The sequence below is a fragment of the Parageobacillus galactosidasius genome, assembly GCF_002217735.1.
GTDB classification, from domain to species: Bacteria; Bacillota; Bacilli; order Bacillales; family Anoxybacillaceae; genus Parageobacillus_B; species Parageobacillus_B toebii.
Genome location: NZ_NDYL01000002.1, coordinates 1,575,189 through 1,588,921, shown reverse-complemented (window position 1 = coordinate 1,588,921; position 13,733 = coordinate 1,575,189). Strand labels below are relative to the sequence as shown.

General features: G+C 40.6%; 19 protein-coding genes. 18 read left to right on the top strand and 1 reads right to left on the bottom strand.

Annotated features, from left to right (window positions below):
* Positions 1 to 3: 3 nt before the first annotated feature.
* The 6 genes from csrA to B9L23_RS17730 all read left to right on the top strand — a co-directional run bounded on the left by csrA (position 4) and on the right by B9L23_RS17730 (position 3,896).
* Entirely contained in the window at positions 4 to 252 is a 249-nt protein-coding gene (gene csrA, locus B9L23_RS17755; protein ID WP_089098112.1) for a carbon storage regulator CsrA, read from the top strand.
* Complete coding sequence (locus B9L23_RS17750; protein WP_015865079.1) at positions 249 to 434, top strand: hypothetical protein; 186 nt, start codon at positions 249 to 251, stop codon at positions 432 to 434. Before csrA ends, B9L23_RS17750 begins: the two co-directional genes overlap by 4 nt.
* 154 nt (positions 435 to 588) lie before the next feature.
* Positions 589 to 1,977 carry a flagellin N-terminal helical domain-containing protein gene (locus B9L23_RS17745; protein WP_089098111.1) on the top strand — a complete coding sequence of 463 codons (1,389 nt, stop codon included), beginning with the start codon at positions 589 to 591 and terminating at the stop codon, positions 1,975 to 1,977.
* A gap of 349 nt (positions 1,978 to 2,326) precedes the next feature.
* Positions 2,327 to 2,440, top strand: a complete 114-nt coding sequence (locus B9L23_RS17740; RefSeq protein ID WP_080729561.1) for a flagellin — start codon at positions 2,327 to 2,329, stop codon at positions 2,438 to 2,440.
* 471 nt (positions 2,441 to 2,911) lie between these two features.
* A complete protein-coding gene (locus tag B9L23_RS17735; RefSeq protein WP_089098110.1) occupies positions 2,912 to 3,562 on the top strand; it encodes a hypothetical protein in 651 nt (216 codons plus the stop codon).
* On the top strand, positions 3,555 to 3,896 hold the full coding sequence (locus tag B9L23_RS17730; protein WP_089098109.1) for a hypothetical protein: 342 nt from the start codon (positions 3,555 to 3,557) through the stop codon (positions 3,894 to 3,896). Before B9L23_RS17735 ends, B9L23_RS17730 begins: the two co-directional genes overlap by 8 nt.
* A 38-nt stretch (positions 3,897 to 3,934) precedes the next feature.
* Here the strand turns inward: B9L23_RS17730 and B9L23_RS17725 are convergent, their stop codons facing one another.
* Positions 3,935 to 4,891 (bottom strand): endonuclease, encoded by a 957-nt coding sequence (locus B9L23_RS17725; protein ID WP_233253073.1) that lies wholly within the window; start codon positions 4,889 to 4,891, stop codon positions 3,935 to 3,937.
* A 277-nt stretch (positions 4,892 to 5,168) separates the two neighbouring features.
* Between B9L23_RS17725 and B9L23_RS17720 the strand changes: the two genes are divergently transcribed.
* The 12 genes from B9L23_RS17720 (at position 5,169) to hpf (ending at position 13,674) form a co-directional block, all read left to right on the top strand.
* Positions 5,169 to 6,776 (top strand): DUF4046 domain-containing protein, encoded by a 1,608-nt coding sequence (locus B9L23_RS17720; RefSeq protein WP_089098108.1) that lies wholly within the window; start codon positions 5,169 to 5,171, stop codon positions 6,774 to 6,776.
* A 122-nt stretch (positions 6,777 to 6,898) separates the two neighbouring features.
* Positions 6,899 to 7,159 (top strand): hypothetical protein, encoded by a 261-nt coding sequence (locus tag B9L23_RS17715; protein ID WP_033026284.1) that lies wholly within the window; start codon positions 6,899 to 6,901, stop codon positions 7,157 to 7,159.
* Positions 7,156 to 7,335, top strand: a complete 180-nt coding sequence (locus B9L23_RS17710; protein WP_089098107.1) for a hypothetical protein — start codon at positions 7,156 to 7,158, stop codon at positions 7,333 to 7,335. Before B9L23_RS17715 ends, B9L23_RS17710 begins: the two co-directional genes overlap by 4 nt.
* A 338-nt stretch (positions 7,336 to 7,673) precedes the next feature.
* Positions 7,674 to 8,306, top strand: coding sequence for a type II toxin-antitoxin system toxin DNA ADP-ribosyl transferase DarT (gene darT, locus B9L23_RS17705; RefSeq protein ID WP_089098106.1), 633 nt, complete (start codon positions 7,674 to 7,676; stop codon positions 8,304 to 8,306).
* Between the two features lie 13 nt (positions 8,307 to 8,319).
* On the top strand, positions 8,320 to 9,354 hold the full coding sequence (gene darG, locus B9L23_RS17700) for a type II toxin-antitoxin system antitoxin DNA ADP-ribosyl glycohydrolase DarG (RefSeq protein ID WP_033026278.1): 1,035 nt from the start codon (positions 8,320 to 8,322) through the stop codon (positions 9,352 to 9,354).
* 273 nt (positions 9,355 to 9,627) lie between these two features.
* Positions 9,628 to 9,987, top strand: coding sequence for a flagellar protein FlaG (gene flaG, locus B9L23_RS17695; RefSeq protein ID WP_089098105.1), 360 nt, complete (start codon positions 9,628 to 9,630; stop codon positions 9,985 to 9,987).
* 15 nt (positions 9,988 to 10,002) lie between these two features.
* A complete protein-coding gene (locus B9L23_RS17690) occupies positions 10,003 to 11,532 on the top strand; it encodes a flagellar hook-associated protein 2 (protein ID WP_089098104.1) in 1,530 nt (509 codons plus the stop codon).
* Positions 11,533 to 11,552: 20 nt separating this feature from the next.
* Positions 11,553 to 11,954: a flagellar export chaperone FliS gene (gene fliS / locus B9L23_RS17685; RefSeq protein ID WP_015865070.1), complete on the top strand. Its 402-nt coding sequence runs from the start codon at positions 11,553 to 11,555 to the stop codon at positions 11,952 to 11,954.
* On the top strand, positions 11,954 to 12,307 hold the full coding sequence (gene fliT / locus B9L23_RS17680) for a flagellar protein FliT (RefSeq protein WP_089098103.1): 354 nt from the start codon (positions 11,954 to 11,956) through the stop codon (positions 12,305 to 12,307). The genes fliS and fliT overlap by 1 nt, the downstream gene beginning before the upstream one ends.
* 12 nt (positions 12,308 to 12,319) lie before the next feature.
* The gene (locus tag B9L23_RS17675) at positions 12,320 to 12,706 is read left to right on the top strand and encodes a DUF8042 domain-containing protein (RefSeq protein ID WP_089098102.1); all 387 of its coding nucleotides are present in this window, start codon (positions 12,320 to 12,322) and stop codon (positions 12,704 to 12,706) included.
* Between the two features lie 15 nt (positions 12,707 to 12,721).
* On the top strand, positions 12,722 to 12,889 hold the full coding sequence (locus tag B9L23_RS20780) for a hypothetical protein (protein WP_211278822.1): 168 nt from the start codon (positions 12,722 to 12,724) through the stop codon (positions 12,887 to 12,889).
* Between the two features lie 236 nt (positions 12,890 to 13,125).
* The gene (hpf, locus tag B9L23_RS17665; RefSeq protein ID WP_015865067.1) at positions 13,126 to 13,674 is read left to right on the top strand and encodes a ribosome hibernation-promoting factor, HPF/YfiA family; all 549 of its coding nucleotides are present in this window, start codon (positions 13,126 to 13,128) and stop codon (positions 13,672 to 13,674) included.
* The last annotated feature ends 59 nt before the right edge of the window (positions 13,675 to 13,733 follow it).

Below are 13,733 nucleotides of genomic sequence, written 5' to 3'. Positions count from 1 at the left end.
AATATGCTTGTACTAACGCGCAAATTGAAAGAAGCGATTCAAATCGGCGATGACATCGAAATCACCGTCCTCGCCATCCAAGGCGATCAAGTGAAACTTGGCATCAACGCACCGAAACACGTCGAAATCCATCGCAAAGAAATTTACCTCGCCATCCAAGCCGAAAACAGCGCCGCCTCCCACGCCTCCAAATCATCGCTCGAGCGATTGAACGAGCAATTGAAACACTTGAAAGGGGGGAAACAAGCATGAGCGTCAGCATTATGGGCATCCATGTCCCAGGAATCATTGCGAGCATTGTCCAAGATAACAAACAAGCCGCTGAACAAGCGTTAAATGAAATCATTAATAAACATAAGGATGACCCAGCACACATCATTAAAGAAATTCAACAACCTTCGCCATTTTCGCAATTTCTCGACATCAAAATCTAAAAAATTTTTTCTCCAACCTATTAAACTTTTAAAAAACAAACCGATATAAAAAGTGAACGCGGCATAGCGAAGAAAGGCGGCCGACTTTCTTCCTATCCGCGGATCTCCATTCCACAAGGACGTGGAATAAAAAAATTTCAAGGAGGAAGGGAATATGAGAATCAATCACAACATTGCGGCGTTGAATACGTATCGTCAATTAACGATCGGTCAAGGCGCAGCAGCGAAAAACATGGAAAAACTTTCTTCCGGTCTTCGCATTAACCGCGCTGGTGACGATGCGGCAGGGCTTGCGATCTCTGAAAAAATGCGCGGGCAAATTCGTGGTTTAGAGCAAGCTTCCCGCAATGCGCAAGACGCAATCTCGCTTATCCAGACGGCAGAAGGGGCTTTAAATGAAACGCACTCTATTCTTCAGCGTATGCGTGAACTCGCGGTACAAGCTGCAAACGATACAAATACTGCTGATGATCGTGCGAAAATTCAAGCAGAGGTTGACCAATTAGCGAAAGAAATTACTCGTATTGCTAATGACACTGAATTTAATACTCAAAATTTATTAGCTGGTGGTTTAGACAATACTTTCCATATTGGAGCAAATAGTGGTCAAAATATTACTTTAAAAGTTAATGCAATGGACGCAAAAAGCCTGGGTGTATCTAGAGATATCAACTATATCTCTAGCTTTACAGCTGGAACAACAACTTTAACCTCCTCAGCTGTAACAGAGCCGGGTTCAGGTTTAACAGCTGGAACATATAAAATTGCAGTAACACATAATAATGCTAATGCTTCAGCAACAGGAAACACAACAGCAGGTGCTGTTTCGCTAGCTAATCAAACGTCTTTCTCAGGAGCCAGAGATGAAACTGGTGTAATTTTTAAAGTAACAAGTGTTGATGGTAGTGGTAAAGTAATTACTGCAGAGTATTCAACTGATGGTGGAGTTACTTGGAATGCAGCAACTGTGGATACTACTGGTAGTGATGGTGTTATTAAATATAAAGGTGTAGATATTACAATTGCTACTAACGCACTTAATGCTGTTGATCAAACTGTGACAGTTAACTTTACTGCAAGAAATGACTCAATTCAATTAACTGATGCTTCAGGAAACAATATTGGTTCTGCCGTAACTGTATATTCAGATCAAGATTCGGTAACAATCGGTGATGCAAGTACAGGCAGAACTTTAAAAATTAATTCAACTAGCTTAGGAGATTTAACGACTGGTACAGGTGGAAACGCAGCATCTGTCAATGTTGGGACACAAGCATCAACAGCTGCAGTAATTGGTACAGATGGCACAGTTATTACTAAAGCAGTTGCTCAGGCTGGCATAAATGTAAGTACTCAAGAGGCTGCTAATAGTGCAATTACAATTATCAACAATGCAATTACAAAAGTGTCAGAAGAACGTTCAAAATTAGGTGCTGTGCAAAATCGCTTAGAACACACAATTAATAACCTACAAACATCTTCTGAAAATTTAACAGCAGCTGAGTCTCGTATCCGTGACGTAGATTATGCCTTAGCTGCCTAAGCAGCAACAGGCAGAGTCGTCCTAGCTGGAAACGGCTAGGAGTATCACCGGGTGAATTGCTGGAAACCCCTTAGAGCCTTTGACGCCACAACGTAGCTGGAAACGGCAGGCGTGATGGCTGGAAAAGTCAAAGGATTGGGCAACCAGCAGCCAAGCTCCTGTTCCGAAAGGATGGAGAAGGTTCAACGACTAGGACATACCACCTAAGGCGAAACGCTATGGTGATGAAGTCCGTAGGGTGAACAGGATTCCTCCATCGTCCTGTATCGTCCGAAGCGCCCGGCCCCTAACAGGTCATGCTGAGGGTGAAGATGTAGTCTGGTCCCGTCACGAAAGTGAGGGTGGCACGATGGCCAAAGAAATGATGGAGTTCACAAAGAACAACATCCTAACACAAGCAGCGCAAGCAATGTTGGCTCAATCTAGTCAAATTCCGCAAGCGGTATTGCAACTGCTTCGGTAATTTGATTAGAAGGGCGTCTTAGCTGGAAACGGCTAAGAGGATCACTGGGTGAATTGCTGGGAACCCCTAAAGCTTTCCTTGCCACAACGTAGCTGGAAACGGCAGGCGTGACGGCTGGAAAAAAGGAAAGATGCAACAATGGGCAACCAGCAGCCAAGCTCCTGTCCCGAAAGGGTGGAGAAGGTTCAACGACTAGGACATACCACCTAAGGCGAAACGCTATGGTGATGAAGTCCGTAGGGGAGGCAAGATAGCCGAACCGAAGCGCCCAGCCCTTCGCCAGCGGCAAGCTGGAAAGGTGAAGATGTAGTCTACACAACGTTCGAAAGACGTTGAGGCATGGCAAGCCAACCAACAACCACAAGCAGTATTGCAATTGCTCCGTTAATTTCGAATATTTACCAAAGAGATACCGGCATTTGCTGGTATCTCTTTTTCAATGTTGCTTGACGATGAAGGAAGGGAATGAGAATGACTATACTGCCGTACATATTACAAGATTTTAATGAAAATGGAGTGTACAATAATTGCCAAGATGAATTAAAAATAGAATTTACAGATATTATTCACGCTGCTATTACGGTCGGTCGAAGAAACTGGGATGATGTGTTGTATCATGGAATTTATTCGGACTATGAAGTGAATTTCAGGACTAGTCTTGTTCAAACGTTTTTAACGGATAATGGAAACTCTCGCTATCTTACGGTTAGCGGACCTTATCATACATTAGATCCCAGAGAAAAGGGAGCTATAAATTATTTTTTAGGTTGTACTTTTGCGCATTTGCTAACGATGAAGTTGTTTAACATTAATTGGATTATGCATTTAGATGTTTATCAGGCAGGTCTATACGGTCCAAATCCTGTTAATATTACAATGAATGGAGAATCGAATAGAAGACCCGACTTTATCGGATATGATTCATCTAATCGATGGGCAGTGATCGAAGCAAAAGGCAGGACACAGTTTAAACGTGGAGATTTGGCAAGGGCGAAAGAACAAACGGAAAATTTGAAAACAATAAATGATGAAGAGCCAATATTCAGACTAGCTATAATGAGTTACCTCAACAATAACATGATAAATATTCGTATAAGTGACCCTCCCAAGCCGAATGATTAATGCCCTTCATTTAAAAGTGAATATGAGTCAATTTTTAAGAGATTATTATGCCCTTCCGTTTTACATTGTAAGCAAAGGAAAGAACAGTGTAGTAAATATTAACGGTTTAGATTTTATTGTATTAAACGATCCTTACAAAATCTTTAAAGTGGGAATCGAAAAAAATCTTTTTATGGTCTTATCAAAATCAATTGAAGATAAAGAAATTAATTTTCACAAAGAACTAGAGTCAATAGGTTATTTTAGCGAAAGCTTTCAGAATCATCTTAAAGAAATTGACGAAAATAATAAGAATTGTACTATTGGAAAAGATGGTATTTTAATTGCTAAATAAGTGTCTGCCTCACTTTCATGCATAGTGACTGTTTTGCTTTAAACACTAAAATCATCACTTATGAAAGCGCAGAGATGAACAATTTGGCTCATGTTTAATCCTGTTATCTCTTTAAACTTATATAGCCATTGTCTTTGTTCGACGTTTAGCTGAATTTGATAGGGCTTTAATGATTTTTTATCTATTTTTAATTTTGGAAATAGTTCTTTAAATAACATATCGTATATAGTTTTATCATGCAATTGTGTGTACAGGAAAGGAAGACGTTCTAATATTTTATGAATGTCTCTAGTCGGTTTCTTAATAGGAATGGACGTCGGTAAGTAGATTGTTGTACGTTTTGCGGTAATTTTTTTGTTCATAGAAGAGACTTGAATTTTTCGATGCATGCTTTCATGGACGTATGGCTTTATGAGATGAACGAAATAAAAAATTTGCGGTTGATCGTAGAGGATTAAACGATTTTGCTTGTCAAGCGAGAATTCTAATTTGTACAGCTGATAAATTGACTCGATAAGTTTTTCATTTTCAGCGGCGGAAAAGCCGTCAGTAGATAGAATGATTTTTTTGACTTGATTCTTTTCGATTTTTAAATGTCCATCATCTTGATACCACCATGCGAGACAAATGGGAGTTAACACAAAAGGTAAGAGGGAGAAGGGAACAGTTTTTTTACCATTTGGATACCAAATATCCTTTAATAAATCAATCACTTCCGAAGTGAATGATTGTACATAATAGTGTTCTGTAAATCCCATCTTTGTTCTTGGATCGATAATTTTTCTATATTTTGGCCGCGCTAATTTAATATATTTGCTAAGCTCTTGATAACAATAAAAACACCATGTTTTATCGTGAATGGCATGTGAAAATCGCAGACGAGGTCTTCGTGTTTTTTCGATTGTAAGATTGGCATCCCCTAGTAACTTCCCCGTAAGCATACTTAACGCATCTAACGGGAGAAGTTGCAGTAATGTTTCAATTTTTTTCATCATCTTTATGAGGCCTCCTAAAATAATTTTTCGAACATATATTCTATTATAAAAGACGCAAAGATATTTTCCAAACTCTTTTGGAACCGTCAAGTAACATGGAATGAACACTTTTTGCTCATTTATTTGAACAATTTATAGTTATATTTGATTGAAGGGGGATCTAATCTAGAAAAATAACGAATATAAATCAAGGAGTCTGCTATTAATAAGCTCTAATTTTTAGGATTTAACAGAACATACATTCGTATTTGTGTTATAATGAATTAGAGGTGATCATATGGATAATCTAAATTACTATCGAAGCATTTGTCCTTCTGAGCTAGCTCAATTGCCTGTTGTGAACCTCTATAAGGAGCTCATCAGCGGAAAAAGAAAGGTCCTTCCTTCAGGTACATGGGAAAAAGACGAAAATGTGATCATTATTGTTCGTTATGCATTAGAAGTGCATTTTGGCTTGAAAAAGGAGCAAATCCCCAAGATTAACAGAGGCGTCATAAAGGAACAGAAGCTTTGGGGAGCCTTGAATCGTTTTAAATCTGTTCGTAAATTGATTCAATTTGTATATCCTGACCGATACAATGAATTTAATTTCAATCGAGTGCCGATTAATTACTGGAACAATATTCAAAATATACGCAACCGATTGGAATGGCATTTGCGCAGGGAAGGAATAAGGATTGTGGAAATACCGAGAAAGGTGAATTACGATTTGCTCGTTGAGTGGGGATTTTCCAACCCTTTGAAGCGATATGGCCATTCCCCATACCGCTTCATGAACGCCCTATACCCCGGCCGTTTTAAAGAAACGGATTTTAAAAAAATTCCTCAAGGCTATGCAATGAACCGCGAATTTTTGAGAGAGCAGTTTATGGACATGCTTCGTATGGAAAAGATCCGGTTCGAAGACGTGCCGAAGAAAGTGACGCAGCAAATGCTCATCAAGCATCGTTTTAGCGCAGCTTTAAAACATCACCGCGGATCTCCTTCATCGTTCATCCAATATCTTTTCCCCAACCAATTTTCACTCGATGATTTTCACACAAAACCAAACGGCTATTGGAAAGATATCAAGAATGTCAGACAGGCCATTATTGATTTGATTGAAAGGGAGAAAGTAGCCGAGCAGGATGTCCCGCGCTTTATGACGAAACAGCGGCTGATGGCGGAGGGGCTGACTGGTCTGTTGCATGAATATCACGGTTCGCCGATTGAGATTATAGAGGCGGTGTTTCCGGGGAAGTATGATGTGACAGAGTTTCAGCGTGTGCCGAACCAACATTGGCATTCGCCGCAAAACCGGGTGCAGGCGCTGCGGACGTTTTGTGCCAAGCGGGGGATCGGCCGCGAGGAGTTGCCGCGGTTAAACCGGGCGTATTTTCGCAAGCATTTTCCACGGTTTATCAGCATGGTCGATCGTCATTACGACAGCAAATTTTACCGTTGGATTATGGAATCATTCCCCGAATATACATTTCAGCCTGAGGAATTTAATTTGCTAGTTGGGATTGACGGGCAATTGTGTGATTCAAAAGAAGAACTAGAAATCCATAACTTTTTGATTCGCGCGGTCGTTGATGGGAAAGTGGAAAGAGAAGGATGTCGTTTTGTGAACCAAGAATATGACGAAGTATACATCCCTGACTGGGTGATCGAACAAAACGGCAGAAAGTGGATTGTCGAATATTTCGGACTATATGGTTCGACTCGTTATAAGTGGTATGCGGAGAAGGCGGGCCGAAAAATGCAGTTTTACCATTCGCTCGCCGATTATACGTTGATTGTGATTATGCCTGATGATTTTCGGGAAAAAGGGTTTCAAAGAATCGTGTCCCTTTTGCTTAGTAATGGGATGCAGCTTCATGTTCATTGCTCTCATTGTTACTAAAGGAGAGAAACTTTTAGGATTAAAACTGTCATCGTTTAAATTAAAGATGTTGCTTTCTACGATTTTTTATATGTGTGTAAGGTGATTATTGATAAAATGATAATAAAAAGGGAGGAAAACAAATGAAATGGTCAGAGTTACGTAAGCAATATCCGAATCAATTTGTTTTGGTGGAGGCCATTTCGGCTTGTTCGCAAAATGGCAAACGCATCATTAAAGAAATGGCAGTGATCGATCGGTATCATAGTGTGTCTGATGCATGGAATGGTTATAAACAGCAGCACAAAACTTTTCCGGAGAAAGAATTATATATTTTTCACACAAGTAAGGAGCAAATAGAGGTAGAAGAACAATATTTTATAGGGATTCGGGGGAGAGTATGAATATAAGAATAGAAAATGGATTACCTATTGTTTCTGTCGAAATAAAGTGTGGTGAAAAAGCCGTTCTTTTAACGGACGTGTTATTGGATACAGGTTGTGCTACGACCATTTTTGATACGGATGCACTCGCACAAATTGGTATCGAATTAGATGGTACCGTCAAGAATTTTGTGTAATGTAAGATAGATAGGGGATCTCTGAATAGATAGGGTACTCCTTTCTCTGGAATGTGTTATGGCTAAATCAGAGAATACCCTACCTTTTTTCTTTTGGTCTAGCAAAATGCTTTACACAAACTTTTATACATCATCGGGCTTTGTATACCAAAAAGAAATAGGAGCTGTAATTCAGGTTGAATATTATGAAATGTCTTAAAAATTATGAATTGTATTTTATTGTCAGAAAAAATGTAAACCCATAAAGACAGTTTTGCTTACTAGTTTTATAATTTGTCTGTCGGGCAATGCACGCCATCGGTCATTTATGAAAACTAAACAGTAGGGTGTTTGACGTGATGATTTATAAAAAATGGCTCTACCATATCACCCACTATAGCAACCTTCCATCGATCCTTTGTCACGGTGGATTAGTGGCAAATAACGTGGCGAAGGTGAAAAGTGTATCGTATGTCAATATTGCGCATACACGTATACAAGCTAGGAGGTCAATCACATCAGTTCCGCTTCCTCCTTATGGCACTTTACATGATTATGTTCCTTTTTACTTTGCACCTAGGTCACCGATGTTATATGCTATTAACAAAGGCCGTGTAGACGGGTACACAAAAGGACAAGATGAGATTATTTATCTCGTGTCTAGGACAGATGTGATCCATCATAGAGGATTAGGTTATGTGTTTACGGATGGGCATGCCATTATGAAATTTACTGATTTTTATAATAATTTAAAAGACTTAGATAAAATTGACTGGAACGTTATGCACTCTCAATTTTGGTTTGAAACGGAAGAGGACCCCGATCGGGAAAGAAGAAGGCAAGCGGAGTTTTTAGTGTATCAATTTGTTCCTATTGATATGATTTTAGGTATCGGGGTTAAAAATGATAAAATGAAGCAAAAAGTTGAAGAGATTATGTACCAATGTCATTGCCATAAACCGATAGCTGTCCGGCCGCATTGGTACTACTGAAGGAGGTGACGCAATGATCATCCTAAAACAAGGCAATCTCTTGGAAGATGAAGCAGAAGCTTTGGTGAACACGGTCAATTGTGTCGGAGTGATGGGGAAAGGAATTGCACTGCAATTTAAGCAAGCTTATCCAGAAATGTTTTCGGAGTATGAAAAGGCTTGCCGTCGCAAGGAAGTGCAGCCAGGCAAAATGCATGTCGTTTCCACTAAATCGTTGTTGAACCCAAAATATATTATTAATTTTCCTACAAAACGCCATTGGAAAAATAAATCCCGGATGGAAGATATTGAACTAGGGTTGGCGGATTTGATAAAGGTGGTTAAGGAGCTTAATATAAAATCGATTGCGCTTCCGCCGCTTGGCTGTGGAAATGGTGGGCTTAGATGGGATGAAGTACGTCCTAAAATTGAAGCGGCTTTTGAGCATTTAAAAGAGGTGGAAGTGCATTTGTATGAGCCTGCAGGGAGCCCTAACCCTGATCAAATTAAAATACGTACAAAACCTCCAAAGATGACAAGATCTCGAGCGTTATTGCTAATGTTAATGAATGATTATTCCATTCCGGGGTATAAGTTGTCATTGCTGGAAGTTCAGAAGTTGGCTTATTTTCTTCAGGTTGTCGGCGAGCCGATGAGATTGCGATTTGAGAAAGGGAAATACGGTCCGTATGCGGACAACTTAAATCATGTGTTACTGCGTTTGGACGGTCATTTTATTCGAGGTTTTGGAGACCGCAATCGGGATGCGGAAATTTATTTGCTACCGAATGCGGTACAAGAAGCTGAACAGTATTTGCAGGGTGATTCCGAAGCTGATGAACATTTAGAAAAAGTGCGGAATGTCATTCAAGGGTTTGAAACTCCATATGGGATGGAATTGCTTTCCACCGTACATTGGGTTGTAAAAGAAAATCCGGATATAAAAGACGATGTTCATTCCATTATTGGAGAGATTCACAACTGGAACGAACGAAAGCGGAAGATATTTAAAGAAAAGCATATTACAAAAGCTTGGCAACATTTGAAGGGAATAGGGATGCTTAATTAATAAAAAAATGCTTGTAGATAAGCCTTGCTCATTTAGGGAGTGAGGCTTTTATTATTAATATAAACCTTATTTTTTGGGGTTTTTTCTATTTTTTATTATTAATTTCGCTACAAAACTGAATTCCAAACCTTTTGACAGTCTATTGTTGAAATAGAATTATCATAATCCCTGATTTTGATATAGGGTGCTTTTATTTTTCTATCCCCCTTCACAACTCCTCATCTCCATCCGATATAAAACATAGATAGTGTTCATGCAAAGGAGCGGACGATGATGGCGATGGAACGAGTATCTTCGCATTCTCTTTCCTATTTGTATGAAAATATTCGCAATGAAAAAGCCGGCAGCATGATCGAACCCCAGCAGCAACATCATACGAACAATTCAGAAACAACAGTGCAAAACATTCCAAAAGAAAAACTAGAAGAAGTAGTAAAAGGCTTAAACGAATTCCTTCAGCCAAGCCATACGTCGTTAAAGTTTGAGCTGCATGACGAGTTGCAGGAATATTACGTACAAATCATTGATGAGCGAACGGATGAGGTTATTCGCGAAATTCCGCCGAAAAAGCTGTTGGATATGTACGCGGCGATGATGGAATTTGTCGGGTTGATTGTCGATAAAAAAATTTAATGGTGGTGAGTGAATTTGGCAAGCAACATGCGCATTGGCGGTTTGGCGAGCGGCATGGATATCGACCAGATCGTTAAGGACTTAATGAAAGTGGAACGGATGCCGCTTGATAAGTTGAAACAGAAAAAGCAAATTTTAGAGTGGCAGCGCGATGATTATCGTTCGATGAACGCGTTGTTGCAAGATCTTGATAACTATATTTTTAATAATTTAACATTGCAAAGCAGCATGTTGAAAAAGAAAGTAGCCAGCTCTGATGAAAGTGTCGTCACTGCAACGGCGAACTCTTCTGCTGCAAATATAAGCACAACCATAAATGTAACAAAAATTGCAAAAGCCGCTACATGGATTTCAAATGGAACAGAGAATTTTCAAAGCGGTACAACAAGAACGATTAGTCTCAATGTAACGAATGGAGATGGCAGTACGAAAAATGGTGTAACTATCACTATTGATGCATCTGATACATTAAATTCTGTTATTTCTAAATTAAATAGCAACAATGATTTAGGGATTACAGTTTTCCATGATCCGCAGACGGATAAAGTAGTTATAACGAAAAAAGATACAGGAGCAGCTGCAAAACTGGTTATAAATGATGACGTTACTGCTAATTTTTTTCAAGAACTTGGATTTACCGCTTTTGCTGGCAGAGAACTTGGTGATACGAACAATGATGGCATTGTTGATGCTGGTGATGCAAACGTCAAAACAGCTGGTGAAGATGCCCAATTTACCATTAACGGTCTAGCGACGACCCGTTCGACTAATACATTTACTATTAATGGCGTGACGTATACATTGAAAAAAGAAGGAGCATCCGCTACGATTACAACGACAAACGATACCGACGCAATGTTTAACGTGATTAAAGGGTTCGTCGACAAATACAACGAAGTCATCAGCAAAATTAACGCCGAGCTGAAAGAAGAACGCTATCGCGATTACCCGCCGCTTACCGACGAGCAAAAAGAAGCGATGACGGAAAAACAAATCGAGCTTTGGGAAGAAAAAGCCCGGAGCGGGATGTTGCGAGGCGATTCGATTTTATCGAGCGGTCTAAGCAAGATGCGAATGGACCTTTATACAAAAGTAGAGGGTTCTAATATTACAATCGGGTTTTCCCAGCTTGCGGAAATTGGCATTACTACCTCATCTAACTACTTGGATGGGGGTAAACTCATTATTGATGAAACGAAACTTCGCCAAAAAATTCAAGAAAATCCGAATGCGATTTACCGCTTGTTTAATAATGACAGCACCAACTATTCAGAAAAAGGCATTGTCCGCCGTCTCCGTGATACGATCAAAGATACCATCGGCAAAATCGAACAAAAAGCCGGGAAGACGATTTGGACGAACCAGCAGTTTGCGATTGGTCGCGATTTAATCCAAATTGACAGCCAAATCGATCGTTTTGAAGACCGCCTCAAAGAAATCGAGGACCGCTATTGGCGGCAGTTTACGGCGATGGAAAAGGCGATTCAGCGGGCGAACGAGCAAAGCATGTATTTGATGAACGCCTTTTTCGGCGGTTCTCAATAGAACGTAAAGGAGTGGGATGAATGGCAACGAACAATCCATATCAAAACTACCAAACGAACGCCGTGCAGACGGCATCGCCAGGCGAGTTGACATTGATGTTATACAACGGCTGCTTGAAATTTATTAAGCTGGCGCGCAAGGCGATCGAAGAAAACAATATCGCAGCGCGAAACGAAAACTTGATCAAGGCGCAAAACATTATTCGTGAGCTGATGGTGACGCTCAATATGGAGTATGAAGTCGCGAAGTCGATGATGACGATGTACGACTACATTTACCGCCGGCTTGTCGAGGCGAACGTGAAAAACGATGCGGCGATTTTAGATGAAGTCGAAGGATATGTGACCGAGTTTCGTGACACGTGGAAGCAAGTGATTCAAATCAACCGGCAGCGTCAATACGCGCAAGGCGGGCAGGCATAATGAGCGTTGTCATCGCGTTATTTCACGTGACGAAAGAGCTGCGTGACCTCGTCGCTATGCCGATAACAGCGGAAGCGCGCGACGAGAAGATAGCCGCTATCGAGCGGTTGCTTGCACAAAGGGACGAGCTGTTACGGGAGCTTCGTCCGCCGTATAGCGGGGAAGAACAGCGGCTTGGCAGGCAAATCGTGCAGTGGAATCAAGAGATTGAAGAACATTTGCGGGAGCTGAAGCGGCGAATTCAGCGCGATTTGGCGATGGTCCGCGAGAAAAGGCGGGCCAATGCCCATTATACGAACCCGTACGAGCAGTCTTTAGTAATGGACGGAATGTTTTACGATAAAAAGAGATAGGTTGTGATAGATATGACGGTGTTAACACCGATGCAAATCGAAATGGTGCAAAAATACGTGGCGCTTCTCGATACGATCGAGGAAGGGTTTGCGTATGTGGAAGAAAGTTTCGTAAATTATGAGCGGACGCAAGGAGACGAGGTGCTTGCCAATATTTTTATGGCATTGGCGAAGATTAGCGAGACAAATGTACATTTATGTCGGCTGTTTGCCGAGGAGACGGACATCGTTCATCACTTGCGGCTATTTTCCGATGTGTTGGAAGAAGCGTATAAATTAGATGGAAATTTTGGCGATCCGAACATGAAGCAGTGCATCGTTGAGCAGCATCTTTCCCCCGCGTTTCAAGCGTGGAAGATGATCATCACCCAGCTGTTAAAGCGATATGTCGAACAATGAAAACACCGAGTCCGCGTGGGGCTCGGTGTTTTTTATACGGCTTTGACGATTGTCACATTAATTTCCTTGCGCAAATCGATTTCGTACGGATTTTTAATGATGCGCACGATCGGTCTGAGCGGAAAGTCGGGAAACACTTTCGATACGACGCCGACATATCCGGTGTTTCATCCGATTGTGTAGAGGCGATGAAATAAGCAAATTTTTGCATGTTGCCGCATTTTGAATGGTACAATGGAATTGGTAATAAAATAAAAAATGGGGTTAGGAAAAACGATGTTATTCTCTGAGTAATATTGCCACATTTCCTTCTCACTTTCACAAAATTTTCAAAAACATTTTGCTGATTCAAGCAGGACCTTTGTTGGGGTTTGTAGAATATTAAACACATAGCCTTAAATAAAAAGGAGTGATCAGCGATGATCTATAACATTCGCGGGGAAAACATTGAAGTAACTCCAGCATTGCGTGAGTATGTCGAGAAAAAAATTGGAAAATTGGAAAGATACTTTGAAAACACAGAAGATATTCATGTTCACGTTAATTTAAAAGTATATAACGATAAACAAGGAAAAATCGAAGTGACGATCCCAATGCCGCAACTGTTGCTTCGCGCGGAAGAACGCCATGACGACATGTATGCGGCCATTGATTTAGTAGCGGATAAATTAGAAAGACAAATTCGTAAACATAAAACGAAAGTAAATCGTAAATTACGCAATAAAGAAACAAAACAAGTGCTTGTCACGCAAAACAACAATCCTCCGGTAGAGGAGAATGAGGAAGAAGAATTTGAGATTGTCCGCACGAAACATTTCAGCTTAAAACCGATGGACAGCGAAGAAGCGATTTTGCAAATGAATTTGCTTGGCCATAACTTCTTCATCTTTACAAACGCGGAAACAAACCGCACAAACATCGTGTATCGCCGTAAAGATGGAAAATACGGCTTAATTGAAGCAAACTGACCCTCATCCCCTGCCAACGTCCGGCAGGGGATGTTATAATATGGAGGAAGGAGGGGAAA